Origin of the sequence: Paractinoplanes maris (assembly GCF_023544465.1) — a bacterium.
GTDB lineage: Bacteria > Actinomycetota > Actinomycetes > Mycobacteriales > Micromonosporaceae > Actinoplanes > Actinoplanes maris.
Window position 1 is genome coordinate 311,144 of record NZ_JALPVL010000011.1, and the last position, 25,073, is coordinate 336,216.

Here is a 25,073-nt window from a genome sequence, read left to right on the forward strand (position 1 = left end):
GTCATGTCGGGACTAATCTAATTCCATCTATGCCCGCGAGTGTGCGGGCATGGCCCTTTCGAGAAGACTTCTGCTCAGCTCGGCCGCCGCCGGCGTGGCCGGTGCCGCGACCACCTGGCCGCTCGCCGCGAGCGCCGCACCCTCCGGCGGACCGCTGCGGACCGACCCGTTCACGCTCGGCATCGCCTCCGGTGACCCCGAACCGGACGGCTTCGTGCTCTGGACCCGCCTCGCGCCGATCCCCTTGGCCGAGGACGGCCTGGGCGGCATGCCGTCCCGCGTCGTACCGGTGCAGTGGGAACTGGCCGCCGACGAGCGCTTCCGCCGGATCGTGCGGCGTGGCGTCACCGTGGCCCGGCCCGAGTCCGGCCACACCGTGCACGTCGAACTGCACCACCTGCTGCCCGGCCGGGAGTACTTCTACCGGTTCCGGGCCGAGGGGCACGTCTCCCCGGCCGGCCGGACGCGGACGGCGCCGCCGCTGTGGGCGACCGGCGGCACCCTGGCCATGGCGTTCGCGTCCTGCTCGCAGTACGAGCACGGCTACTTCACCGCGTACCGCCACCTCGCCCAGGACGAGCCGGACCTGATCCTGCACTTGGGCGACTACCAGTACGAGTACGAGGCGGGCGTCTACACGGTTCCCGGTGGCAACCCGCGCGACCACGCCGGGCCCGAGACCGTGACGCTGGCCAACTACCGGCAGCGGCACGCCCAGTACAAGACCGACCCCGACCTGCAGGCCGCGCACGCCGTCGCGCCGTGGGCGGTGGTCTTCGACGACCACGAGATCGAGAACAACTGGGCCGACGAGGTGCCCGAGCAACCCGACCCGAACTTCCCGGCCCGGCGGGCCGCCGCGTTCCAGGCCTACTACGAGAACATGCCGCTGCGCCGGACGTCGATCCCGCACGGCATCGACATGCAGCTCTACCGGCGGCTGCACTGGGGGCGGCTGGCCACGTTCCACCTGCTCGACACCCGGCAGTACCGCGACGACCAGGCCTGCGGTGACGGCTACAAGGACTGCGCCGGCGCGTACGACCCGGCCCGCTCGATCACCGGCCCGCAGCAGGAGAAATGGCTGCTCGACGGCTTCCGCCGATCGTCGGCCCGCTGGGACATCCTCGGGCAGCAGGTTTTCTTCGGGCAACGCGACAACAACTCGGGGCCGCAGGTCGTGACGAGCATGGACTCGTGGGACGGGTACGCGGCCTCGCGCGACCGGATCACCCGGGGCTGGGTCGACGCCGGCGTGCGCAACCCGGTCGTGCTCACCGGCGACGTGCACGCGCACTGGGCCGACGAGCTCAAGCTGGACTACGCCGACCCGACCTCGCGGACCGTCGGCACCGAGCTGGTGTGCTCCTCGATCACGTCGACCGGCAACGGGGCCGACGTGGCGAGCGGGCAGCACCCGTGGGCGGCCTGGAACCCGCACCTGCGCTTCTACAACAACCAGCGGGGGTACGTCCGGACCCGGATCGCCCCGGACGGGCTGACCGCGGACTTCCGGGTGGTCCCGTTCGTGACCACGCCCGGCGCGCCGATCCACACCCGAGCCACGTTCGTCGTCGAGGACCGGGTGCCCGGCCTGCAGCAGACCGCCGACAACCCGACCCCGTCGACCTTGCGCTCCGCCCCCGACCTGGGCGCGGACACCGTACGGCAGGAGACCGAACGGCCTTAAGCCGGGTCGCCGACCGGGACGCCGGTGCGGGCGGCCCGCTCCTGCCCCCAGTCGTAGAGCGCCTGCAGCACCGGGGCCAGGCTCGCGCCCTCGGCGGTGAGCCGGTACTCCACATGCGGCGGCACGGTCGCGCGGTCGTCCCGCGCGACCAGGCCGTCCGCCTCGAGCTCGCGCAGCCGCTGGGTCAGCATCTTCTCGCTGATCCCCGGCATGCGCCGCCGCAACTCGCCGTAGCGGTGCATGCCCTCCTTGAGGTGAGCCAGGATCACAGCCCGCCACTTACCTCCGACCACGTCGACGGTGAGCTCGACCGGGCAGTGGTAACGCTTGGTCATTCATCGCCTCCGAGGGGCACGCACCGGAAAGTGCGTACTTGATCGGGTCGGCCGCCGATGGTGGGCTTTCCCCGTGGCTGACGAGTACACCAGCAAGGGCGCCGCGCCGCCGACCCTCTACGACTGGGCCGGTGGCCAGGAGGCGCTGCAGGCCCTGTGCGAGGCGTTCTACCGGCGGGTCGTGATCGACGACCTGCTGTCCGGGCTGTTCGCCGGGATGCACCCGGACCATCCGCGCCATGTGGCCCTCTGGCTGGGCGAGGTGTTCGGCGGGCCGGACGGCTACACGACCGCGCGCGGCGGCTACTCCGCCATGCTGCGGCACCACCTGGGCAAAGGGATCACCGAGCCGCAGCGGCGCCGCTGGGTCAACCTGATGATGGACGCGGCCGACGAGGTGAGCCTGCCGGGCGACCCGGAGTTCCGGGCGGCGTTCGCCGGTTACCTGGAGTGGGGCACCCGGCTGGCCCGGGAGAACTCGCAGCCGGGAGCCGCCCCGGTGGGCGAGGCGCCGGTGCCGCACTGGGGGTGGGGCGTGGCACCGCCGTACCTGGGTTGATTGATCTGCGGCGCTTTCACGCGGCGCTTTTACGCGGCGCTTTCACGCGGCGCTTTTACGCGGCGCAGCCGGCCAGAGCCAGGGTGGCGCCCAGGCCGTTGGGGCGGCCGGGCTCGGCCGCCGGGAGCACCAGCGCGGCACAACCCGCGGCCACCGCGCCCGCGTCGGCCGGGGTGTCGCCGACCATCAGCGTGCGCTCCGGGTCGGCGCCCAGCATGCCGCAGGCCCGCAGGAAGATCGCCGGGTCGGGTTTGGTGCGGCCGACCTCGTAGCTCAGCGCGTACGCGTCGATCAGGGAGCCCATGCCCCAGGCGTCGAACAGCGGGCGGATGTCGAAGGCGATGTTGCTGACCACGGCCACCTTGATGCCGGCGTCGTGCAGCGTGCGCAGGGTGGGCTCGGTGTCGGGGTAGGGCAGCCAGCCGTCCGGCGCCAGGAGCCGCTCGTAGAGCGCGTCGGCCAGGCCCTCGACGTCGGTCGACACGGTCGCGGCGAGGCCGGTGTAGGCGGCCCGGTGGCTCTCGGCGTACAGATCGCGGTCGGCCCAGTGCATCGCCAAGCCCGGCGGCACCCGGTGGGGCAGCGGGCCACCGGCCCGCCCGGCGGTGACCAGGCGGTCGGCCAGCACCGTCGCCTTGCCCCGGTCGAGCTCGTGACCGCAGGCCGCGGCGGCGCTCCGCACCCAGGTCACCGGGTCCTCCACCTGGGCCAACGTGCCGTGGAAGTCGAACAGCACGGCCTCGACCGGACGGTGCGGCCGATGGGGAGGGTGGTCGGTCGATGCATCATCCGGCACGGATGCACCATACCTACCGCGCCCATGCCCTCGGTTGTCACACCCACGACCTAGGCTTGGGGGTATGACGAGTCCCGCCGAACGATATGCAGAGTCCCAGCGGCGGGCGGCCCGGGTGGCCCAGTTCCCGGCGCTCGAGGATTTCATGCTCGACGTCGGCTTCGACCTGGACGACTTCCAGCGCTCGGCCTGCGAGTCACTCGAACGAGGCAGCGGCGTGCTCGTGTGCGCCCCCACCGGCGCCGGCAAGACCGTGGTCGGTGAGTTCGCCGTGCACCTCGCCCTGCGCGCCGGCGAGCGCAAGTGCTTCTACACCACCCCGATCAAGGCGCTGTCCAACCAGAAATACCACGACCTGGTCGAGCGCTACGGCCCCGACCAGGTCGGCCTGCTGACCGGCGACAACGCCATCAACGGCGACGCCCCGGTGGTCGTGATGACCACCGAGGTGCTGCGCAACATGCTGTACGCGGGGTCGTCCGCACTGAAAAACCTCGCCTACGTGGTGATGGACGAGGTGCACTACCTGGCCGACCGGTTCCGCGGCGCGGTCTGGGAAGAGGTGATCATCCACCTCCCGGCCTCGGTGACCCTGGTGTCGCTGTCGGCCACGGTCAGCAACTACGAGGAGTTCGCCGACTGGCTGGTCACCGTGCGCGGCACGACCGAGGTCGTGGTCAGCGAGCACCGGCCCGTCCCGCTGTGGCAGCACATGCTGGTCGGGCGGCGCATGTTCGACCTGTTCCACGACGCCGACGCGGCCAAGAAACACGACGTGCACCCCGAGCTGCTGCGCTACACCCGCGAGATGGAGCGCCGCCTCGAGTTCACCGACCGGTCGTACGGGCCTGGCCGCGGCGGACGCGGCCGGCGCTGGCAGCCACCACCGCGGCCCGAGGTGGTCGACCGGCTCGAGCGGGCCGACCTGCTCCCGGCGATCCTGTTCATCTTCAGCCGGGCCGGGTGTGACGCCGCCGTCCAGCAGTGCCTGTCAGCCGGGCTGCGACTGACCAGCTCCGAGGAGCGCGCCGAGATCCGCCGCATCGCCGAGGCCAAGGTGGCCTCGATCCCGCGGGAGGACCTGTCGGTGCTGGGCTACTGGGAGTGGCTCGACGGTCTCGAGCGGGGCCTCGCGGCCCACCACGCCGGCATGCTGCCCGCCTTCAAGGAGGCGGTCGAGGAGTGCTTCGTCCAGGGGCTGGTCAAGGCGGTCTTCGCCACCGAGACACTCGCCCTGGGCATCAACATGCCGGCCCGCTGTGTCGTGCTCGAGCGGCTGGTCAAATTCAACGGCGAGGCCCACGTCGACCTCACCCCGGGGGAGTACACGCAGCTCACCGGCCGGGCCGGCCGCCGCGGCATCGACGTCGAGGGTCACGCGGTGGTGCTGTGGAGCCCCGAGGTCGACCCGCGCCACGTCGCCGGGCTGGCCTCCACCCGCACCTATCCGCTCCGGTCCTCGTTCCGCCCGTCCTACAACATGGCGGTCAACCTGGTCGGCACGGTCGGCGCCGACCAGGCCCGCGAGCTGCTCGAGTCGTCGTTCGCCCAGTTCCAGGCCGACCGGTCGGTGGTCGGGCTGGCCCGCCAGGTGCAGCGCAACGTCGAGACCATGCAGACCTACGCCAACGACGAGGCCTGCCACCACGGCGACTTCGACGAGTACTTCGCGCTGCGCATCGCGATCGCCGACCGGGAACGCGCCATCGCCCGCGAGGGCACTTCGCAGCGCCGGGCCGCGGTGGTGACCTCACTGGAGCGGCTCCGGGTCGGTGACGTCATCCGGGTGGCGCAGGGCCGCCGGGCCGGTCTGGCCGTGGTTCTCGAGGCCCCGACCGGCGGGTTCGGCGAGCCCCGCCCGCTCGTGCTCACCCAGGACCGGTGGGCCGGCCGGGTCAGCCCGGCCGACTTCGCGGGCGCGGCCGAGGTGCTCGAGCGCCTCCGCGTGCCCAAGCACTTCAACCCCCGCTCGCCCGCCGCCCGGCGTGACCTGGCCGCCCAGATCAGCGCGACCGGCCACGACCGGCACGGCAACAGCCGTCGCCGCTCCAAGGGCGGCGGCACCGGCGAGGACGCTGAGATCGCGCTGCTCAAGGTGCAGATGCGGCAGCACCCGTGCCACGCCTGCCCCGAACGTGAGGATCATGCCCGCTGGGCCGAGCGGCGGCACCGCCTGCAGCGCGACACCGACGCGCTGCGGGACAAGGTCGCCGGGCGCACGGGCTCGCTGGCCCGCACGTTCGACCAGGTGTGCGCGGTGCTGGCCGGTCGCGGTTACCTGACCGAGGAGGGTGGCGTCACCGAGCCCGGCCGCATGCTGGGCCGCATCTGGTCCGAGGCCGACCTGCTGATCGCCGAGTGCCTGCGCCACGGGGTCTGGGACCGCCTCGACCCCGAGGAGCTGGCGGCGGCGGTGTCGATGGTGCTCTACGAGTCGCGCCGCGAGACGGAGGACCGCGCCTCGGTGCCCAAGGGCGGGATCACCGAGGCGGTCGACGCCTGCGGCAAGCTGTGGGCCGACATCGCCGCCGACGAGTCCGACCACGGTCTGACGCTGACCCGCGAGCCCGACCCCGGGTTCGTCTGGCCGATGTACCGCTGGGCGCGCGGCGAGCCGCTGGCCAAGGTGCTGGCCAGCGGTCACAACTACGACGCCGACATGCCGGCCGGCGACTTCGTGCGCTGGGCCCGCCAGGTCCTCGACCTGCTCGGTCAGCTGCGGGAGGCCTCGGCCGCGTCGCCGGAGCTGCGCGACACCGCCCGTAAGGCGATCACCGCGGTCAACCGGGGGGTGCTCGCCTACCACGCCGGCCTGTGACAGCTTTCGTCTGCTCTCCACGGGCGCCTGCAGCTGGGCGTCGCGGTGCTGTGCTTCGCGGCGCGGCTGGTGGCTTTGTTCGCGAGTTCCGGGCACCAGATGTTCCTGACCTCGACGCGCTCGCCGACGGCTGTTCCGACTTCTTGGCTGATGCTCAATCGCGAACGGATGGCCGATCGGTCGCGCCGGATCTAGCATGCTCTCCATGAGCAACGTCAACGCCGGTGAGCTGCCCGAGCTGACGTTCGCACTCCCCACCATCCCGGCCTCGGCCGGCGCCCTGGTACGTGGCCGCAAGGGCCGGCTACTCATCCTGAAGCCGACGTACAAGAGCGGCTGGACGATCCCAGGTGGGATCGTTGAGATCGGCGAGTCACCCTGGGATGCGTGCCGCCGCGAAACCAGGGAGGAGTGTGGCCTCGAGGTCACCACGGGGCGGCTCAAGTGCGTTGACTTCCGCCGGCCACGGCCTGATCGTCCGGGTGGTATGCGCTTCCTTTTCGACTGCGGGGTCTTCGACGACGCCGTCTTGGACACGGTGGTCATCCAGCCGCTCGAGATTGCCGAAAGCCGGGTTCTGCCGATCGACGCGGCGCTGCCTTTGCTCAGCGGACCCGTCCGGCGCCGGGTACGCGCCGCCTGGAAGACAAAACGGGTGCTCTATCTGGAGGACGGCCGCCCGGTAGGAGGCGTCGGCCCCTAGCGGCAGGGCGCCGATGATGCTCGCAGCGATCCCCCAGCCAGCCGGGCACTCATCGAGTACAGGATAAGGGCGGATCCGGCTCACCATCGGGCTAGCGCTGCGAGCGGCGTCAGACTTGGCGCTCTGGAGCGAGATGGTCGACTCTGTTGCCGCGCGCGGCAGATCCGGATGTCAGCAGGGCAGCTTAAATATCAAGAACCAACGCGCGATGGTCCGATACCTCTGGTTCGGTCAAGACTTCGAATCGATTGACGGCGGCGATATCGGAAACGAGCAGGTAGCTGGCATGCCTCACTGTCTTTCGATAATGAGATGTTCGGGTGTCAGCGGTGCCGACCAAATCGGTGAGACCGACTTCGGCCAATATGCCGAACGTCTCGCTGTCGGGAAGCAGGTTGAAGTCGCCGCACACCACGACCAGGTCACGAGGCCCCTGGATCCTGCGCACGAGTTCCGCGAGCCGTTCGGCCTGGCGGCGTCGCGCCGGCGTATCGGCCTTGCCGGACGGGTCACGCAGTCCATGCACCTGCACTACCCACACCGACCGGCCGACGGCCCGGTCGATCGTCTGCACCGCAAGGGCGACACGGGGACGGTCGCCGGCCGCCCACGCGACGTGGTCGGTGAATTGTCCATGCACGAAGGCGGAATCGACGCCGACGATCGGTAGATCCTCGCTGACGAGGGTCATCAGGCCGAAGTCTTGGCGGTAAGTACGGCCCGTGCCGTCCTGTACCGGGCCGGAATCGCTGGTCACGAAGATCGCTTGATGCTGCGTCAGCGTGGTCCGGACGTCATCGAAAACGGCAGCACGCTGAGGCAGGCTTTTCTCGCCGTCGGTGAAGCGCGTCCAGCCGTTCAAGCCAGGGGTTCGAGTCACCTCTTGCAGGCACACGATCTGGGCCCCGCAACCGGGCAGCCAGGTGAGGAGATCATCGACCAGCGCTCCGCCCCAGACGTTGACGCTCACGATCCGCACAACGGCACCCCATTCCCTGGTCCAGGCACCTCACGGCTCCTCATCCCGTGATCGAGTGCACTGTGCTCGGCGATCAGCACCCGGCACGCCAATCGTTTCATGATCCTTCGTACCGACGGTGAACTGGCTCCGGTGGCGCGGCCGACAGTGGAGTTCCACCAGGTACCGGTTCTCAGAACATCTCGGCCCGCGGCGCCGGCAACGTGGAGCTGCGACTCGCGAACTTCTGGCGCCCGGTCTCGCGAACGAAGCCAGGCTGGCGCTGCGGCGCTGCGGCGCTGCGGCGCTGCGGCGGTGTGGCGCTGCGGCGGTGTGGCTGGGCTGTGCGGCGCGGCGTGGCTGCGGCGAGGCTGGCTGTGGGCTGGAAAGCGCTGTTGGGCTGGGCAACGCGCCTGGGGCGTGCCCAGCGGTGCGGTTCGCGAGGGTTTGGTTGGGGGCTTCGGCTTGGGTAATTTTCTGGCGGGTGTCGAAGAACGGGATCCTCGTTCGTGTAGGGGTGAGACACGACCTCGAGGAGGAGCCATGAAGCAGTACCTGCTGAGCATCTACCAGCCCGATGGGGACCCGCCGCCGCCGGAGGTTCTGGGGCCGATCATGGCGGAGCTCGGGAAGCTGAACGACGAGATGAAGGCCGCGGGTGCCTGGGTCTTCGCGGTGGGGCTGCACCCGCCGTCGACCGCTACGGTCATCCGCGACCGGGACGGCGACGCGCTGCTCACGGATGGGCCTTTCGCTGAGGGCAAAGAGCACCTGGGAGGCTTCACGATCATCCAGGCGGCCGACCTCGACGAGGCGCTGAGCTGGGGCAGCCGGTTGGCCGCGGTGCTGGCGCCGCTCGCGATCGAGGTCCGTCCTATCGCCTGATAGTGGCTTGCGCGGCGAAATCGGTGTGTTGGTGCCGTGGCGGTCGGGGTCAGTTCGATCTGGTGGTCGGTGGAGCGGGACCGGCAACGTCGGGGCGGGGATGGGGAACGGATCTTCGGGCTTGAGCGACATCGAGCAGGTCTTTCGGGCGGAGTACGGGCGGGCCGTTGCGGTTCTGATCCGGCACTTCGGGGACATCGACATCGCTGAGGAAGCCGTGCAGGAGGCCTTTGCCACGGCTGTGCGGCGCTGGCCGGAGGACGGCATCCCGCCGAGCCCGGCCGGCTGGATCATCACGACGGCGCGGAACAGGGCGGTGGACCGGCTGCGCCGGGAGGCGACCCGGGTCGAGCGGGAGACGGCTTCGGTCCGGGACGCGGCGGCCGGGCAGGTGATCGCGGAGGAGGCGGATGTGGAGGATGAGCGGCTTCGGCTGATCTTCACGTGTTGTCACCCGGCGCTGGCGCCGGCGGCTCGGGTGGCGTTGACGTTGCGGCTGCTGGGCGGGCTGACCACGGGGGAGATCGCGCGGGCTTTCCTGGTGCCGGAGACGACCATGGGGCAGCGGTTGTCGCGGGCCAAGGGGAAGATCCGCGACGCGGGAATCCCGTACCGGGTGCCACGCGACGAGGAACTGCCCGATCGGCTGGGTGCGGTGCTGGCGGTGCTCTACCTGATCTTCAATGAGGGATATGCGGCCGGCTCGGGAACGGCGCTGACCCGGGACGACCTCGCGCAGGAGGCGATCCGGCTGGGCCGGCTGCTGGTGGCCCTCATGCCGGACGAGCCCGAGGCGCGGGGGCTGCTGGCCCTGATGCTGCTGATCGAGGCGCGACGGCCGGCCCGGACTACGGCGGGCGGTGACGCCGTGTTACTGGCGGATCAGGACCGTACGCTGTGGAATCGCGAACTCGTCACCGAGGGTCAGAGGCTGCTCCGGGATTGTCTGCGCCGGGGCCGGCCGGGGACCTATCAGCTGCAAGCCACGATCAACGCGGTGCACGCCGACGCGGCCACGGCGGAGGGCACCGACTGGGCGCAGATCCTGCAGATCTACGACCACCTGATGGCGATGACGGGCGGACCGGTCGTGGCGCTGCACCGGGCGGTGGCGGTGGCCGAGGTGCACGGTCCGGCCGAGGCGCTGACCATCGTGGACGGGCTCGAAGGACTCGAGCGGCATCATGTGTGGCACGCCGTCCGAGCCGACCTGCTGCGGCGGCTCGGCCGCGAGGGGGAGGCGCTTACGGCGTACGGGAAAGCAGTTGATCTGTCCGGCAACGCCGCCGAGCGGCAACTCCTCGAGCGGCGCGCGGGCGATCAGGCGGCGGGCCGGCCGGCGTAGCCGAGGGTTTACCGGGCGCCTTCACCGGAGCGGTCGTAGTGCCGTCGCGAAGCCGCCGCGCACCCACAGGGACATGATCGTCGGTCGATCTCGAGCGGTTCGCGGTCGACGCCCGCCGGTTCGCCACTTCACCTCGTCGGCTGCCTGGCGGTCGCGGGCGTGGTGGGTGGCGGCGGTCTGCGGCTGCCACGTCCACCTCGTCGGCTGCCTGGCGGTCGCGGGCGTGGTCGGTGGCGGCGGTCGGCGGCGTGACCCCGCGGTCTGCGGTTGCCACGTCCACGCGGTACGGGTGTTCGGCGGCCGGGCGCGGTGTCAGGCGGCGATGGCGGGCTCGGGCTGAGGGGTCCAGCGGAGGCCGGTGCCGACGGTGGCGATGAGGGCCGAGGCGGCCACGGCGGCGGCGAAGAACAGGATGGCGGTGGTAGGGCCGCGCCAGGCCAGGAGGGTGCCGGCCAGCAGGGGGGAGAGGGCGGCCATCGAGGTGGCGGCGACCATGATGACGCTGTTGACACGGCCCTGGAGGCGGTCGGGGGTGATCGACACCTGGAAGCCGAAGAGGGCGGCGTTGCAGGCCGGGCCCAGAAAGACGGTGAGGGCGACCGGGATGGCGGCGGCGATGCTCGAGGTGAACAGGGCGGCCGTTGCCAGCAGGGCGGCGGCGATCCAGCACAGGGTCCGCACCAGGGGCACCAGGCCCAGGCGGCGCTGGATGGCCGGGGCGGCGACCGCGCCGAGCAGGCCGCCCGCGGCGACGATGGTCTCGGTCAGGCCGATGACCGCGGGTGCGGTGCCGTGGCGTTGCAGGGCGACGATGACCGTGAAGATGACGCCGGTGATGGCGAAGTTCAGCGGGGCGGCCACGAGCATGAGCGTCCGCAGGAACGGGTGGGTCAGGACGAACCGGATGCCTTCGGCCAGAGCTACGCCGTACGTCTGCGGTTTGTCCTCCCGCGGCGCCTGCAAGGGTTTGCGGATGAACAGGACGGCCACGATCGACACAAGGTAGGAGACGACGTTCGCGGCAAAGGGCACGGCGTGTCCCAGGGTGAAGAGGACGCCGCCCAAGGGCGGGCCGGCCAGCGCGGTGCCGTAGGAGCGGGCCTCGTTGCGCGCGACCGCGTCGGACAACTGCCCGGCCGGCACGATGCTGAGCAGGGACGCGTCCTCGGCGGTGGAGAAGACCGCGCTCGCGGCGGCGTCCACGACGGCGACCACGAGGATGAGCGGGAGGCTCGCCCGGTCGGTCAGGACCGCGGCGGTCAGGACGGTGAAGATCAGCAGACGTACGGAATCGCAGCTGATCAGGGCGCGACGCCGGTCGACCCGGTCGACGAGCACCCCGGCCGGCAGACGGAACATCAGGCGCGCGGCCTGCGTGGCGGTGCCGACGAGGCCGGCGCTCACCGGGGAGCCGGTCTTGACCAGCACAAGCAGTGAGAGCGCGAGCGAGGCGATGCCGTCCCCCAGGTCGGACAGCGACTGCGAGGTCCACAGCAGGTTGAACTCACGGTTGCGCCACAGACTCGTCACGGCTGGGTCCGCCGCGGGTAGGTGTGCTGGACGACCACGACGGTCTCGGCGCCGGGCCCGGGATGGTCGGCCTCCCTGATGGCCTCCAAGATCCGGGCCTGGAGTCGCTTCAGGCCCTCCGGCGTGGTCCGGACGAGATAGTCGGAGCTGGCCGCGGCGTCCTGCCAGGCCGGGCTCCACCGCTGGTGCGCGGCCTCGGCATGGAACTGGTCGATCATCTGGTCGTAGACCGCCCGCTGGGCCCGGTTGACCGCGGCGAGGTCCTCGGCGTCGTCCCCGGCGAACAGGGTCGTGGCGTGCGCGGCCTTCCACCAGCGTTCCCGGCCGTGCGCGCCCCGGCCCAGCTCCGGGGCCTCCGCCACGAAGCCGTGCCGGGCGAGCAGTCGCAGGTGGTGGCTGGTCTGACCGGAGTCGGTGCTCAGCCGGCGGGCCAGGATCGCCGAGGTGGCCGGACCGTCGAGCCGCAGCGACCCGACGATGCGCATGCGCAGGGGATGCGCCATCGCCCGCATCATGGCGGCGTCAGTGAGAACAACCTTGGTCTTTTCTGCCATGGCGGTGAGGCTAGGGTCGGCGCGGAAACGTCGGCAAGTGTCCTATGCATAGGACTTCTGCATCCAGCTGCCTGCGGCCTTCAGATGAAGCCTAGCCTCCTAGGATGCCTTAGGCGGTGTGTGGGGGCTGGCGGGGAGAAGCTCACCAGACGTCGCCGTTGCGGAAGTCGCAGGCCAGGGTGCCGGCTCGGTCGAGGTGCGGGCCGTCGGCCAGGAAGCGCACGAACGTGCTGCCGTCGTCCTCGGGTGTGGAGGTCAGGCCGGCCGGGGCCAGGACCGCCGTCCGCCCGAGCCAGGGAAGCCACCCCCGTGCCACATAAAGACCGCGGCCGGCGGCCGAGGCGGAGAGCGCGCCGACATCGTAGGAGCGGTCGATGATGTCCTCGGCGGCGTCCATCACGTCGGCCGCGAAGCCCTGGCCGCGCCGGTCGGGGTGGACGGCCACAGCCTCGACGTAGCCGCAGCGCCAGGTGCGGTCGCCGTGCAGGAAGCTGCGCTGGACGACGGCGGCGTGGGCGACGATGGTGCCCTGCTCCTCGACGAGGAAGTGCAGCCCGCCGAGCGAGTGGTCCCAGTCGTCGTCGGAGAAGTTGCCGAGGAAGGCCACGTCGAGCAGGTGGCGGATCTCCTCGCGCTGGGCGGCGGTCAGGTCGGCGGTGAGAAGCGTACGAGCCACGTCGCACCGTACCGTAGGTCCCCGTGAAAGAGATTCGGCTCGCCGCCCGGCCTGACGGGTGGCCCACGGACGACACCTTCGAGATCGCTGACGTGCCGGCGCCCACGGCCGGGCCGGGGGAGGTGCTGGTCCGCAACGTGTTCATGTCGGTCGACCCCTACATGCGGGGGCGGATGAACGACGTCAAGTCGTACACGCCGCCGTTCCAGATCGGGGAGCCGCTCGACGGTGCCGCGGTCGGCGAGGTGGTGGCCTCGGAGTCGCCGGACGTCGCGGTGGGGACCTACGTCGTGCATGGACTGGGCTGGCGCGAGCTCGCGGTGGTGCCGGCCTCGCGGGTGCGGGTGGTCGACCCGGCGGCGGGCGAGCTGTCGGCCTATCTCGGCGTGCTCGGGATGACCGGCCTCACCGCGTACGTCGGTCTGCTGGACATCGCCCGGTTCCAGGAGGGTGACACGGTCTTCGTGTCGGGCGCGGCCGGCGCGGTCGGCAGCATCGCCGGGCAGATCGCCAAGCTGCGCGGGGCCAAGCGCGTGATCGGCAGCGCGGGTTCGGCCGAGAAGGTGCGCCACCTGGTCGACGACCTCGGGTTCGACACCGCCTTCAACTACCGGGACGAGCCCGTACGCAAGCAGTTGCGCCAGGCCGCACCGGACGGCATCGACGTGTACTTCGACAACGTCGGCGGCGACCACCTGGAGGCGGCGATCGGGTCGCTCACCAAGTACGGCCGGGTCGCCATGTGCGGGGCCATCTCGGCCTACAACGAGACGTCGGCGCCCGCCGCACCGCGCAATCTGGCCCTGGCCATCGGCAAGGAGCTCACCCTGCGCGGCTTCATCGTGAGCAACCACAACCGCCGGATGCCGGACTTCCTGGCCGAGGTCGGCCCATGGGTGCGCGAGGGCCGCATCGAGGCGCGCGAGACAGTGGTCGACGGCATCGAGAACGCGCCGGCCGCCTTCCTCGGCCTGTTGCGCGGCGAGAACACCGGCAAGATGCTCGTCCGGCTGTCGTGACCACACCGTCCGCGCACGCGGCCGCCCAGTACGCGTCGACCACCGGCAACCTGTCGGCCCGGATCGCCATCTACGACTACCGCACCAACCCGCAGGACTGGTATGCGTGGGCGGCCGAGCGGCTCCCGCGCGACGGGCACGTGGTGGAGGTCGGCGCGGGCACGGGTGCACTGTGGAGCCGGGCCACGCGTCCGGCCCGGCTGACGCTGATGGACTTCTCGCCCGCGATGTGTCAGCGGCTGCGCGCCGTCGGGAACGCCTCGGTCGTCCGCGGCAGTGCCACCGCTCTGCCGTTCGCCCCCGGCAGCTTCGACGGGCTCATCGCCAACCACATGCTCTACCACCTCGACGACCCCGAGGCCGGGCTGCGCGAGTTCGCCCGGGTGCTGCGGCCCGGCGGGCGGCTGGCCGTCTCGGTCAACGGGCGGGATCATCTGGCCGAGATCATGGAACTGCTGCCGGACCGGACGACCAGGGTGCACAACGACGTGCTGGCCGAGAACATCGCCGGTTACGTGGGCCGGTTCTTCGACGATGTCGAGGTGCGGCGCTACCCGAGCGAGCTGGCGATCTCGGACGCCGAGCCGGTCCTGCGGTATCTGGCCAGCCAGGCCCGGGCGCCGCTGACGCCGGAGCAGGAGGCCGGCGTGCGCGAGACCGTGGCCGCGGCGGGTGTGTTCCGGGTGCGCCAGCACGTCGTGCTGGTGACTGCCTCGGCCGCACAGCCGGGCCGGGTGGGCCGTCAGTGAGGTGGGTGACATGACCCGCGAGTCGCCCCGGCGGGCCGTCGATCGGAGGGAGGATGGGGAGCGTGGAGACCGATCTTCAGCTCGCGCAGCGGGCCGCGCTGACCGGGGCGGCGGTGGCGTTGCCACATTTCGAGGCGCTGGCCGAGCTGCCGCGGGAGGTCAAGGCCGACGGTTCGGTGGTCACGGCGGCCGACCGGGCTGTGGAGGCCGCGATCCGCGAGGTGCTGACCGCGGCCCGGCCCGGTGACGCGATCCTGGGCGAGGAGGAGGGGCAGACCGGTTCGGCCGGGCGCCGCTGGATCATCGACCCGATCGACGGGACGGCGCTGTTCGTGGCCGGCGACAACCGGTGGCTGATCCTGATCGCCCTCGAGGTGGACGGTGACATCGCCGCCGCGGTGGCGGCGCACCCGGCCCAGGGCAGTCTCTGGTGGGCCACCCGGGGCGAGGGAGCGTTCGAAGGGCGGGTGGTCGGCGGCCGGGTGGTCGCCGAAACGCCCGTACGCGTGTCGGCCGGCCCCGACACGTGTGCCGGGAGCCGCCTCGGGGTGGTGCCCGAGGAGTGGGGGCGTGAGCTGGTGGCGCCGCTCAAGGAAGTGACGCCGGCGCTGCCGTGGCCGATCCACCCGGCCCTGATGATCGCGCGCGGTGATCTCGACCTGGCCGTGCAGACCGGTGGCCAGATCTGGGACTTCGCCTCGACGTCGCTGATCGTGCAGGAGGCGGGCGGCAGCTACAGCGGGATCAACGGCCGCTTACGGCCCGGCCCGGGGGCTTCGGTCTACGCGCGGAGCGACGCCCTGCGCCGGGCCGCCCTCGACCTCGTCGGCGATCAGGCAGCGCGCGCGGCCAACTGAGGCCGGTCAGGTGATGTCGTGCACGGCCAGGCCGACGGTGCCGCGCGGCACTTCGGCGACGACCTCGCCGGCCGGGTTGATGATGCAGGTGGGCCCGAGTCCGAGGTGGGTGTGGCCGCGTTCGCCGGTGACGTCGGCCGAGGCCATCCACAGCCCGGTCTCGCGTACGCGTTTGCGGCGCAGCTCGTTGTGCCGGTCCTGCCAGCGGTAGGCGTTGTCGCGGCGCATCATGTTCTGCGCCGGGTGCACCAGAAGCGTGGCGTTCTGCGCGGCCACGGCCGCCGCGGCGTGCGGGTATTGCGCGTCGAAACAAATGTTGATGCCGAAACGCACACCGGCGCAGGCGAAGGTCGGATAGTCCGTGCCCGCCGTGAAAACGTGCTCGCCCGGGGTCAGAAACGTCTTCCGGTACGCCCCCACGGTCCGACCGCCTCGCACGACCGCGGCCGTGTTGTAGAAGCGGTCGCCCCGCCGCTCGATCATGCCCAGGACGATGGCCGGGCGCAGATCGAGCCGCAGATCGGCGGGCCTCGCGAACTGCTTCACATGCTCAGCGGTCACGGTGTAGCCCTGGAGGAAGCACTCCGGAAAGACCAGCAGATCGACGCCGTCGGCCTGCTCGGCGAACTCGCGGACGATGCCGAGCGCCCGCGGCACGTCGCCGAGGATTTCCGGTGTCTGGCAGACGCCGACGCGCATCACGCCCAGTTTCCCGTCCGGCATGCCCGCAGTCTGCCTAACTCGCGCGGGGGCGGGTAGTCATCGGGGCATGTCGCATTCGTCGAAAGCCGGTTCCGAGACCGAGCAGCACATCACCGGAAGCCCGGAGACCGGTGAGTTCATCACCGACGCCCCGCCGTCGGCCGGCACCCCGGCCAGTGGCAGCAGCAACAAGGGCATCAACGACAACCGGGGCAACCTCGGCGAGGGCGAGCCGGACGAGTCCGGCGACGTGCCGGAGCCGCCCGACTGACCTCGGCTCAGGCCCAGGGCCTTGACTGAAGAGCGGGCGTTCAGGGAAGAGGTGGTGCGTTCAGGGTCAGCGTGGTCCAGGCGCCCACGTGGACCCGGTCGCCGTCGGTCAGGGAGCGGGACTCGCCGGCGGTCAGCGGCACCTGGTCGTCGTTGATGTAGGTGCCGTTGGTCGAGCCCAGGTCGGAGACCAGCCACACGCCGTCGACGCTGAGGGTCAGCAGGGCGTGCGAGTGGGAGACACCGGGGTCGTCCTCGGACAGGTCGATCTCCGGATGGGTGCCCTTGGAGTTGCTCGTGCGGCCGATCCGCACCTGGGGTGGGGGCAACGGGACCGTGCGCGAGGTGGGCGATGCGGGGAACTCGATGCCGTCGATCGCGTTCTCGGCGAAGTAGGCCCGGTCGGGCGCGATCGTCACCGTCCAGCCGGCGGTGACCACCGGGGTCTCCACCAGCGGGGTCAGGGCCGGAACCCGGCCGGTGTCGTGGTCGAAGCCGCAGTCCTCGCAGAAGCGCGCGCTGCCCGTGCGCGGCGTGCCGCAGTTGGGGCAGGGCGGCGCGGCCGGCGTGGCGGCGGGCAGGTTGATCGTGCCGCTGCCGCTGCCGCTGCCGCTGCCGCTGCCGGTCACCGGGGCCGCGGCGCCGTCGATCTTGGCGCCGCACGTGTCGCAGAAGTCGTTCTCGGCCGAGGCGTGCCCCTTGGGGCAGGCGTACGTGGTCACTGGCCGCGCCCCACCCGCACGGTCTTGGTCGAGCGGGTGTCCAGGGCCATCTCGTCGGCCGCCGCGACCTTGCGCCGCAGCCGGACGGTGCCGGTGGCCGCGTCCTCGATGTCGACCACCGTGGCCAGCAGCTCGGAGGTGGCTTTGTTGCCGCTCTCGTGGGCCAGCTGGGCCGCCCGCCCGAATTTGATGGTCGCGGTGTGGTCGTCGCCGGACTTGCGGGCCTCGATGCCGGCCTGGATCGTGTCGGCCAGCTCGGCCTGCCCGGTGTAGTGGGCCACCTGCCGGTTGATCCGGGTCGACAGTGCCGCGTCGTCGGTCCACACCGCGCGCACCAGCGCCTGCGTGTGCACCGTGTCGCCCTCGACGATCGAGATCCGCGCGGCCAGCATCTCGTCACCGGCCGCGCCCGGCGGCACGTCCACGCAGATGTGGTAGTCGCGGCTCTCGGCGCCCCACGAGCCCAGCGGGTAGCGCGCGGCCCGGGGGCCGTCGGCCACCCGTTTGCCGGTCAGGTCGGCCACCTGCGGCTCCACCTGCTTGACGAACCGGACCGTGGCGTTCACCGGCGTCCACACCTTGAGCTGGACGTCGGCCGCGGTCTTGCCCATGGCGGTGGTCATCATCTGCTCGAAGGCGACGGTCAGGTCGGCCGGGCGGGCCACGATGTCGACCGTGCCCAGCATCGCGTCGGCGATCTTGCGGAGTTCGGAGACCTTCCAGTTGGTGCCGACGCCGCGGCAGTCGACGGCGAACTTGCCGGCGATCGTGTCGAGCACGCTCTGCAGGTAGCCCTCGCGCTCGCCGTTGTCGCCGTCGGTCAGCATGATGGCGTGCGCGATGTCGCCCGGCCGCTGGGCGAACAGCTGCGCGGCCAGCAGCAGCCAGGCGCCCATCGCGGTGCCGCCGCTGGCGTGCAGGCGGTCGATCGCCCAGGTCGCCTCGGCCCGGGTCTGGGCCGTCGCGACGGCCAGCTCCCCGGGCGCCGGGAAGAGCTGCTGGGCGGTGCCGACCCCGGCGATGAGCGCGAAGTGCACACCGTCGTCGAGGCAGGCCACCGCGGCCTTGGCCGCCTGCCGGGCGGCGGCGATGCGCCCCTCGGCCTGCATCGAGCCGGAGGCGTCGACGATGATGATCTCGGTCGCGCCGGACGTGCGGCGCCCGCCCGCGCTGCCCGACGAGGTGACCGTGACGATGGCGTTGACCTCGGTCGCCCCGAGGGCGAGGAACTCGTTCTGAAAGGCCTCGGCGGAATACGTCATCGCTAGTCCTTCGGAAGAGGCGTTACGGGGATCAGGGCCACGGTGATGTTGTCGTGACCGCCGGCGGTGTTCGCGTAGTCGGCGAGCCACCGGGCGGCAGAGATCAGCGTGCCTTGCTCGCGCAACCCCTCGCGCACGGCCGCGGCGAAGGCGGCCGGGTCGGTCAGGTAGTTCCACAATCCGTCGCTGCACAGCACCAGGTGGCCGGCGTCGCCGACGACGAACTCGCCCGTCCGGGGCGCGACCTTGCCCGCGTCGGCGCCCAGCCAGGCGGTGATGGCGTGCGCCTTGGGGTCGCGCATCGCCTGCTCGGGGTCGGCGCCCAGGGCGATGACGTGGGTGGCCCACGAGTCGTCCTCGGTGAGCTGCTCGGCCGGCCCGACCTCGGGCACCCAGTAGGCGCGGCTGTCGCCGATCCACCCGACCGTCACCGCGTCGCCGCGGACGGCCGCCGCGACGATGGTGCAGGCGGGGTTCGACGCCTGCCGCCGCGGGTCGCCCTCGGCGGTCAGCCCGGCCACCGCGACCTGGGCCGCCTGGATCGCCGCGGCGACGTCGCCCGAGGGGAGCAGGGCCCCGGCCGCCTGCACCGCGGTCAGCGAGGCGACGTCGGGGTCGAACGACGACGACACGCCGTCGCTGACCACCACGTCGATCTCGGAGCCGCGGGTGGCGAGCCACATCGCGTCCTCGTTGCGGTGGTGCCGCAGCCCGCGGTCGGTCACCGCGGCCGCCGTGGCGCCGCAGTCGGTCTCGAGGTGGTCACGTTCGCGCCCGGCCAGCATCCCGCAATGCTCGCAGTAGCCGTCGGCGCCCACGCCGCCGGGTGTCCCGCAATGGGGGCACTCGGGCTCGGGGGCCAGCGACTGGCCGCAGCTCTCGCAGAAGGCCATTCCGGCGGTGCGCTCATCGGCGCACGAGGCGCAGTCGGTCATGGTCATCGAGCCTCGCTCTGGGAACCGGGAAAAACGATCATGTGCGTGTCCGGGGGCGGGACGCGTTCGCCAGGTCGACCAGGCGGACCTTCTCGGCACCGTGCGCCGCGCGGGCCATCTCGCGGTACGCCTCCTCGAGCGCGAAGCGGACGTCGCGTTCCCGGATGGTGCCGTTGCGGTCGGGGCCGAGCACCGCCGCGGGCAGCGTAATCCCTCCGTTGATGTTTCGCAGGGCCTGTTCGAGCAGCTCCGCGCGCAGGGCGGCCAGCTGGGCGGCCTCCACCTCGAGCCGCTCGATGAGCGCGGCCGCGGCGGCCAGCGAGTCGACGTCGGGTGCGGTGGCCGGGTGCGCCCGCACGAGCGCCCGGACCGCCCCGACCTGCGAGCTGCGGTAGGCCGACGAGGTGCCGGGCACCCGGTTGTAGGCCTCGACCGCCCCGCTGCGGTCGCCGGTGCTCAGACGGCACCGGGCCAGCCCGGCCGCCGCCGCCGTGTACGACGGGTCGGTGCGGCTGACGACGTCGTAGTAACCCGCCGCGCCCGCTGCGTCGCCGGCCAGTTCCCGGGTGAGCCCGAGCGCGAGCTGCGGCGCCAGCTCGCCCGGCAGCGCGGCGTAGACGGCGTCGAACTGCGGCCGGGCGGCGTCCGGCTTGCCCTCGGCCAGCCCCAGCAGCCCGTCGAACCAGGCGACCCGCCAGTCGGCGCCGTAGGTGACGGCCAGCCGGTCGCACTCCTGCCGGGCCCCGGCGAACGAGCCGTCGCGCACGCCCAGGTCGATCAGCGCCCGCAGGCCGCGCAGTGCCACCTCGAGCGTCTCGGCCGGCGCCGAGCGCAGCAGCGTCAGCACCTCGGCCGGGTCGGTGACCGTCACCGAGGCCAGGAACGCGGCCGCCGGGTCGGTCAGGTCGATCAGCGGGGTCGGCAGGTCCTGCCAGCGGGGCGTCTCGGAGTGCAGGTCGGTGCGCAGCTCACCGGTGAACAGCGTCGACGGGGCCGGCTGCGCGGTGCCGCCGGCCGCCAGCACCTGCCGCAGCACGCCCATCATCTGCTCGGCCATCTCGGCCGCGTCGACGAACCGCTCGCCCGGGTTGGTCCGCGTCGCCCGCTGCAGGAGCCGGTAATACGACTCGAACCGCTGGTAGACCTCGAACTCGCCGCGGTCGGGCAGGCTGTCGGCGAACGTCGTCTGGTAGCCCCGGAAATCGGTGGTGAGCACGGCCAGCGTACGGCCGATGGTGTAAAGGTCCGAGGCCACCGACGGCCCGAGCGTGGCCATCTCGGGAGCCTGATAACCCACCGTGCCGTAGAGGGCGGCGTCGTGGTCGTCGACGTGCACGACACCACCGAGGTCGATGAGCCTCATCTGGTCGCCGGCCTGGATCACGTTGTCCGGCTTGAAGTCGCAGTAGATCAGCCCCCGGTCGTGCAGGTAGCCGAACGCCGGCATGATCTCCAGGACGTACGCCAGGGCCTGGTCCACCGGGAGCGGGTCGAGGGTGCCGCCGTTGGCCGCGCGGCGCTCCTTGAGGATGCCCTTGAGTGATTCGCCGCCGACGTACTCCATGACGATGTAGCCGGCCCCGTCGTGCTCGACGAAGTTGTAGATCTTGACGATGTTGGGGTGCTCGACCTCGGCCAGGAACCGCCGCTCGGCCACCGCCGCGGCCAGCGCGTCCTCGTCGCCCGAGTTGAGCAGGCCCTTGAGCACCACCCAGCGGTCCGAGACGTTCTTGTCGACGGCCAGGTGGATCCAGCCCAGGCCGCCGTGCGCGAGCGCCCCGACAACCTCGTACTGCCCGCCGACCAGGTCGCCCTTGACGAGCTTGGGGGTGAAGTTGAACGGCTCGCCGCACGCGGGGCAGAAGCCCGAGGTACGGCCCGGGCGGTCACCGCGGGTGCGGCCGACCTGGTTGCCGCACTTGGCGCAGTACCGCTTCGACTCGGGCACCTCGGCCGTGGCCATGATCGCCGTCGCCGGGTCGGCCTGGGTGATCGGCGCGATGTCGACCAGGCCACCGGCGAAGCGGCGCCGCGACCCGGTGCGGGCGCTGCCGGTGCGCGACGACCCCGACGTCCGGGTGGAGAGCGCGGACGTACGGACCGACGGACTGGTCGCCTCCCGCGGAACCGGCACCAGCACCTTCACCGGGCCGGTGCGCGGCGCCAGTCCACAGGTGTCGCAGTACCCGTCCTCGATCGTGCCCGGGCAGTCGCGTTCGCACTTCATCGGCCGTTCCTCGTGATCGTGGCGGTCAGCGCATCCTGGTAGGCGTTGACGGCCCGGCGGGCCGCGGACAGCTCGCACGGCGCGACGTAGAGCGCCTCCCGCGCGGCCGCGGCCAGCGGGCTCAGCTCGGACTGCTCGGCCAGCCCGTGCCGCAGCGCCTTGGCCTGGTAGGCGTCGAGGCGCCCGCGGAGCTCGTTGCGGGTGGCGAGCAGGCCGGCGTTGCGGGCGGCGCCGTCACGCAGGGCGGCCAGCCGGTCGCGGGCCCGCCGGCTCCACTCGGCCAGCCGTGAGCTGATCAGCGGCCAGTGCCCGGCCGCGGCCAGCGCGTCGATCGCCACCAGGTCGGGTCGCAGGGTGCCCGGCGGCACGGCGGCGATCTCGTGCGGCGGGAACCGGTCGGCCGCCTTCTCGGCGGCGGCGTGCGCCTCCTCGGTGGCCGCGTCGACCTCGGCCGCCAGGCGGTGCGCGTCGGCCAGCCGCTGGGTCAGCGCCTCGCGCAGCTCGCCGGCCGAGGTGCGCTCGGCGTCGGCCCGCCGGATCAGGGTGCGGACGGCGGCCAGGTCGCGCTCCTGCACCCCGAGCGGGTCGGTGGCCAGCGCCGCGGTGAACAGAGCGAGCCGCCGGTCGGCCTCGCCGATCGCCGTCATGCTGCCGCCCGACTCGCGGGTCAGCCGCCGCACGGTCTCCAGCGCGCTCGCCGCCTCGGCCGCGGCCGGCACCAGCCTGTCCCACGCCTCACCGGCCCGGGTGGCGACGTCGACCGCGGTGGCGAACGCGGCCTCCATGGCCGAGAGCAGCTGGGCCGGTGTGCACGTCGTGTGCACCTGGCTCACGCCGAGCAGCCCGCGCTGGGCCAGCGGCACGACCTTGGTCGACAGGTGCACCGACTCGCCGAGCACCTCATGGGCGAACCGGGTGCGGTCGGCGTCGCTGGGCCAGCGCTTGTCCCGCATCCTGGTGGCCCGCGCGATCACCTCGGTGAGCAGCCGGTAGCCCTCCCAGAGCTCGGCCAGCGCCTCGGTTGCGTCCGCCCACCGCGTCGCCGTCGGCCCGGTCAGCGCCGAGCGGTCGAGCTCCTTGCGGGCCGGGTTGTCGTCCAGGTCGACCAGGTTGGCCGCGATCGCCGTCACCGCGGTCTCCAGCCGCAGCAGTTCGGCCTCCGCCTGCTTGGTCATCGGTATCGGGCTCCGGGCGGTGCGGGCGCCGGGCCGAAGTCGCCCAGCCATTTCTCGTACGTCTTCTTCCAGGTGCCGTCGGCGCGGTTGCGCTCGAGGACGGCGTTGACGAAGCGGGTGAACTCGGGGTGCGACTTGTTCATCGCCATCGCGTACGGCTCGTCGGTGAACTTCTCGCCGATGACCTTGGCGTACGGGTCCTGCGCGGCCATCCCGGCCAGGATCGTGTCGTCGGTCGAGATGCCCTCGACCTCATTGCGCTGGAACGCCACCAGGCAGTCACCGAACGCGGGCCGGGCCACCGCCACCAGCACCGGCTTGGCCTTCACCTTGCCGATGTTGTCGAACGAGGTGGAGCCGGCGGCCGAGCAGATCCTCTTGCCGCCCAGGTCCTCGATGCGCTTGGCGGTCGAGTTCTTGGACACGAGAACCTTCTGCCCGGCCTCGTAGTAGATGCTGGAGAAGTTGACGTCGGCCCAGCGGGCACAGTTCGCCGTCATGGTGTCGGCGACGAGGTCCACGCTGCCGTCGGCGGCGGAGCTGACGCGCTTGTCGTAGCCGATGACCTTGATCTGGATCTTGTCGGGGTCACCGAAGATGGCCTGGGCGATCTGGCGGCCCATGTCGACGTCGAAGCCCTCGATCCGGCCGCTGAACGGGTTGCGCGAGCTGAAAAGCAGCGTGTCCTGGCTCGTGCCCAGCACCAGCCGGCCGCGCTCCTGGATGGTCGCCATGTAACTGCCCGCGGGCATGTCGCCCGGAGCGGGCAACGCGCCGGCGGGGCGCAGGCTGGCCCGGGGATCGCAGGCCGGCGGGGCCGCCTGCTCACCGCCCGGGGCCGGCGGCGTCGCCGCCACCTTCGGCTGGTCGGGCAGGACCGGCAGGTCGGAGGAGTCGCCGGCACAACCGGCCAGGGCCGCGGTGGCGGCGAGCACGGCCACGGTGACGGCAACCCGGATGCGCATCAGCGGTACTCCTCCAGTCGCACACGGATGCCGAGGAAGGCCAGCACGCAGACGGCCAGCGCCAGCAGCGGCCCGCCCACGGTGAGCACGCCCAAGCCGTTGCCGGCGGCGCCGATCTCATCGGTGAAGAACGCCTTGCGGTTCTCGTAGGCCTTGTCGAGGTCGGCCCGCACACCCTCGAACGTGCCGGTCGTCTGCTTGCCGATGGCCAGCTTGACCGCGCCCTCGTAGTCGCCGCTGTCGTCCAGCGCGCGGACGTCGCGGTGCGCCGTGACGTACTGCTGGAAGCCCTCCGACGCCCGGGTCATCATCCGGCCCAGGGCGGGGTCGAGATCGCCGTACGAGTTGACCATCGGCCCGCCGCGGACCGAGAGACGCTCGGCCACGACGGTGAAGTCCTTCTCGTACGGTCCCGAGCCGGCCCGGCCGGCCAGGGTGAGCGCCTCGTCGCCGCGGGCCTGCAGGGCCAGGATGCGGCTCTCGGCGATCGACGCCACCGGCAGCGAGCCCTGGTTGGCCGCCCGGTCGAGCCGGGCCTGCTGGGTCAGCAGGATCGAGAACGAGCCGATCAGGAAGAGCGCCGTCAGCACCGTGGCCACGACCAGCGGGATGTTGAAGGTGCGCCGGGTGCGGCGGCTCAGATAGCGCTGGGTCAGGACCAGCGCCACCATCAGGGCCAGCAGCGACAGCAGGAGCAGCGCCACCCAGCCGAGCGCGCCGGCCCGGCCGTAACCGTCCTCGACCTCCCGCTGGGCGTCGGTGAACAGCTGTTTCGCCTGCGGCTGCAGGGTGTCCCGGTTGAGCCGGGAGGCCTCGGACAGATACGACGCGCCGATCGGCAGGCCCTGGCGGTTGTTGGCCCGGGCCGTGGCCACCAGCGCCGAATACTGGGCGACGCCGGCCGACAGCGTGCGCACGGCGTCGGCCGCCGAGCCGTCCTCGGCGGTGCGCCGGGCGGCCGAGGTCAGCGCGGTGGTCGCCCGCGCCAGGTCCTTGTCGTAGTTGTCGGTCAGCGTGGACGGCTCGAGCCCGCCGGCCAGGAACGCCTGGGCGGCGGTGGTGTCGGCGTCGGCCAGCGACGAATAGATGGTCTCGGCCTCGACCAGCAGCGGCTGCGCGCGGTCGCCGAGGTCGCTCGTGCCGGCCCGGGCCGACGAGCCGGCCACGCCGGCCAGCAGGCCGGTGAGCACACCCAGGGCGAGCAGCGTGGCGATCAGCAACTGCAGCCGCCCCGGTGATGTGTGCCGAAGCCGCCCGACGCGGCGAACCACGCCGGGCCGTGCCGCCAGCGCTGTGCTCAAGCTGTCCTCCCCCGCGGTTGTGCGGCCTTTACTGTGCGCC

Annotated in this window: 24 protein-coding genes; 10 read left to right on the forward strand and 14 right to left on the reverse strand. The window is 72.0% G+C overall.

Annotated elements, in window-relative coordinates; all coding sequences use genetic code 11:
- The first annotated feature begins 49 nt into the window (after positions 1–49).
- A complete protein-coding gene (locus NAG42_RS30895; RefSeq protein WP_250035416.1) occupies positions 50–1,690 on the forward strand; it encodes an alkaline phosphatase D family protein in 1,641 nt (546 codons plus the stop codon).
- On the opposite strand, the gene NAG42_RS30900 is transcribed toward NAG42_RS30895, so the two are convergent.
- Complete coding sequence (locus NAG42_RS30900; protein WP_250035417.1) at positions 1,687–2,025, reverse strand: winged helix-turn-helix transcriptional regulator; 339 nt, start codon at positions 2,023–2,025, stop codon at positions 1,687–1,689. The two genes, NAG42_RS30895 and NAG42_RS30900, sit on opposite strands and share 4 nt — an antisense overlap.
- A 73-nt stretch (positions 2,026–2,098) precedes the next feature.
- Here NAG42_RS30900 and NAG42_RS30905 point away from each other — a divergent pair, with 73 nt between their 5' ends.
- A complete protein-coding gene (locus NAG42_RS30905; RefSeq protein WP_250035418.1) occupies positions 2,099–2,584 on the forward strand; it encodes a group II truncated hemoglobin in 486 nt (161 codons plus the stop codon).
- Between the two features lie 55 nt (positions 2,585–2,639).
- Here NAG42_RS30905 and NAG42_RS30910 read toward each other — a convergent pair whose 3' ends face one another.
- Positions 2,640–3,380 (reverse strand): HAD family hydrolase, encoded by a 741-nt coding sequence (locus NAG42_RS30910; RefSeq protein WP_250035419.1) that lies wholly within the window; start codon positions 3,378–3,380, stop codon positions 2,640–2,642.
- A gap of 64 nt (positions 3,381–3,444) precedes the next feature.
- On the opposite strand from NAG42_RS30910, the gene NAG42_RS30915 reads away from it, so the two are divergent.
- Entirely contained in the window at positions 3,445–6,198 is a 2,754-nt protein-coding gene (locus NAG42_RS30915) for a DEAD/DEAH box helicase (protein WP_250035420.1), read from the forward strand.
- Positions 6,199–6,403: 205 nt separating this feature from the next.
- On the forward strand, positions 6,404–6,901 hold the full coding sequence (locus tag NAG42_RS30920; protein WP_250035421.1) for an NUDIX domain-containing protein: 498 nt from the start codon (positions 6,404–6,406) through the stop codon (positions 6,899–6,901).
- A gap of 184 nt (positions 6,902–7,085) precedes the next feature.
- Here NAG42_RS30920 and NAG42_RS30925 read toward each other — a convergent pair whose 3' ends face one another.
- The gene (locus tag NAG42_RS30925) at positions 7,086–7,880 is read right to left on the reverse strand and encodes an endonuclease/exonuclease/phosphatase family protein (protein WP_250035422.1); all 795 of its coding nucleotides are present in this window, start codon (positions 7,878–7,880) and stop codon (positions 7,086–7,088) included.
- Between the two features lie 522 nt (positions 7,881–8,402).
- Here NAG42_RS30925 and NAG42_RS30930 point away from each other — a divergent pair.
- Positions 8,403–8,744: a YciI family protein gene (locus NAG42_RS30930; protein WP_250035423.1), complete on the forward strand. Its 342-nt coding sequence runs from the start codon at positions 8,403–8,405 to the stop codon at positions 8,742–8,744.
- A 121-nt stretch (positions 8,745–8,865) separates the two neighbouring features.
- A complete protein-coding gene (locus NAG42_RS30935) occupies positions 8,866–10,089 on the forward strand; it encodes an RNA polymerase sigma factor (protein ID WP_250035424.1) in 1,224 nt (407 codons plus the stop codon).
- Between the two features lie 312 nt (positions 10,090–10,401).
- Here the strand turns inward: NAG42_RS30935 and NAG42_RS30940 are convergent, their stop codons facing one another.
- The 3 genes from NAG42_RS30940 to NAG42_RS30950 form a co-directional block, all read right to left on the reverse strand.
- The gene (locus NAG42_RS30940; RefSeq protein WP_250035425.1) at positions 10,402–11,619 is read right to left on the reverse strand and encodes an MFS transporter; all 1,218 of its coding nucleotides are present in this window, start codon (positions 11,617–11,619) and stop codon (positions 10,402–10,404) included.
- Entirely contained in the window at positions 11,616–12,173 is a 558-nt protein-coding gene (locus tag NAG42_RS30945; RefSeq protein ID WP_250035427.1) for a winged helix-turn-helix domain-containing protein, read from the reverse strand. The genes NAG42_RS30940 and NAG42_RS30945 overlap by 4 nt, the downstream gene beginning before the upstream one ends.
- Positions 12,174–12,315: 142 nt before the next feature.
- Entirely contained in the window at positions 12,316–12,849 is a 534-nt protein-coding gene (locus tag NAG42_RS30950; protein WP_250035428.1) for a GNAT family N-acetyltransferase, read from the reverse strand.
- A 23-nt stretch (positions 12,850–12,872) separates the two neighbouring features.
- Here NAG42_RS30950 and NAG42_RS30955 point away from each other — a divergent pair, with 23 nt between their 5' ends.
- From NAG42_RS30955 to NAG42_RS30965, 3 genes are all read left to right on the forward strand, one after another.
- Positions 12,873–13,868 carry an NADP-dependent oxidoreductase gene (locus NAG42_RS30955; RefSeq protein ID WP_250035429.1) on the forward strand — a complete coding sequence of 332 codons (996 nt, stop codon included), beginning with the start codon at positions 12,873–12,875 and terminating at the stop codon, positions 13,866–13,868.
- The gene (locus NAG42_RS30960; RefSeq protein ID WP_250035430.1) at positions 13,865–14,617 is read left to right on the forward strand and encodes a class I SAM-dependent methyltransferase; all 753 of its coding nucleotides are present in this window, start codon (positions 13,865–13,867) and stop codon (positions 14,615–14,617) included. Before NAG42_RS30955 ends, NAG42_RS30960 begins: the two co-directional genes overlap by 4 nt.
- Positions 14,618–14,679: 62 nt before the next feature.
- The gene (locus tag NAG42_RS30965) at positions 14,680–15,474 is read left to right on the forward strand and encodes an inositol monophosphatase family protein (protein ID WP_438872471.1); all 795 of its coding nucleotides are present in this window, start codon (positions 14,680–14,682) and stop codon (positions 15,472–15,474) included.
- A 6-nt stretch (positions 15,475–15,480) separates the two neighbouring features.
- On the opposite strand, the gene NAG42_RS30970 is transcribed toward NAG42_RS30965, so the two are convergent.
- A complete protein-coding gene (locus tag NAG42_RS30970) occupies positions 15,481–16,197 on the reverse strand; it encodes a carbon-nitrogen hydrolase family protein (protein WP_250035432.1) in 717 nt (238 codons plus the stop codon).
- Positions 16,198–16,243: 46 nt separating this feature from the next.
- Here NAG42_RS30970 and NAG42_RS30975 point away from each other — a divergent pair, with 46 nt between their 5' ends.
- On the forward strand, positions 16,244–16,447 hold the full coding sequence (locus NAG42_RS30975) for a hypothetical protein (RefSeq protein ID WP_250035433.1): 204 nt from the start codon (positions 16,244–16,246) through the stop codon (positions 16,445–16,447).
- Positions 16,448–16,487: 40 nt separating this feature from the next.
- Here NAG42_RS30975 and NAG42_RS45125 read toward each other — a convergent pair whose 3' ends face one another.
- From NAG42_RS45125 to NAG42_RS31010, 7 genes are read right to left on the reverse strand one after another with little or no spacing between them, the layout of a single operon-like run.
- Positions 16,488–17,168 carry an FHA domain-containing protein gene (locus NAG42_RS45125; protein ID WP_250035434.1) on the reverse strand — a complete coding sequence of 227 codons (681 nt, stop codon included), beginning with the start codon at positions 17,166–17,168 and terminating at the stop codon, positions 16,488–16,490.
- Positions 17,165–18,430 carry a vWA domain-containing protein gene (locus NAG42_RS30985; RefSeq protein WP_250035435.1) on the reverse strand — a complete coding sequence of 422 codons (1,266 nt, stop codon included), beginning with the start codon at positions 18,428–18,430 and terminating at the stop codon, positions 17,165–17,167. Before NAG42_RS30985 ends, NAG42_RS45125 begins: the two co-directional genes overlap by 4 nt.
- Before the next feature lie 2 nt (positions 18,431–18,432).
- The gene (locus NAG42_RS30990; RefSeq protein WP_250035436.1) at positions 18,433–19,371 is read right to left on the reverse strand and encodes a PP2C family protein-serine/threonine phosphatase; all 939 of its coding nucleotides are present in this window, start codon (positions 19,369–19,371) and stop codon (positions 18,433–18,435) included.
- A gap of 31 nt (positions 19,372–19,402) precedes the next feature.
- Entirely contained in the window at positions 19,403–21,592 is a 2,190-nt protein-coding gene (locus NAG42_RS30995) for a serine/threonine-protein kinase (protein ID WP_250035437.1), read from the reverse strand.
- Positions 21,589–22,767, reverse strand: coding sequence for a hypothetical protein (locus NAG42_RS31000; protein WP_250035438.1), 1,179 nt, complete (start codon positions 22,765–22,767; stop codon positions 21,589–21,591). The genes NAG42_RS30995 and NAG42_RS31000 overlap by 4 nt, the downstream gene beginning before the upstream one ends.
- Positions 22,764–23,732, reverse strand: a complete 969-nt coding sequence (locus tag NAG42_RS31005) for a glutamate ABC transporter substrate-binding protein (RefSeq protein ID WP_250035439.1) — start codon at positions 23,730–23,732, stop codon at positions 22,764–22,766. The genes NAG42_RS31000 and NAG42_RS31005 overlap by 4 nt, the downstream gene beginning before the upstream one ends.
- Entirely contained in the window at positions 23,732–25,033 is a 1,302-nt protein-coding gene (locus NAG42_RS31010; RefSeq protein ID WP_250035441.1) for a GlnX family signal transduction membrane protein, read from the reverse strand. The genes NAG42_RS31005 and NAG42_RS31010 overlap by 1 nt, the downstream gene beginning before the upstream one ends.
- Positions 25,034–25,073 lie beyond the last annotated feature (40 nt).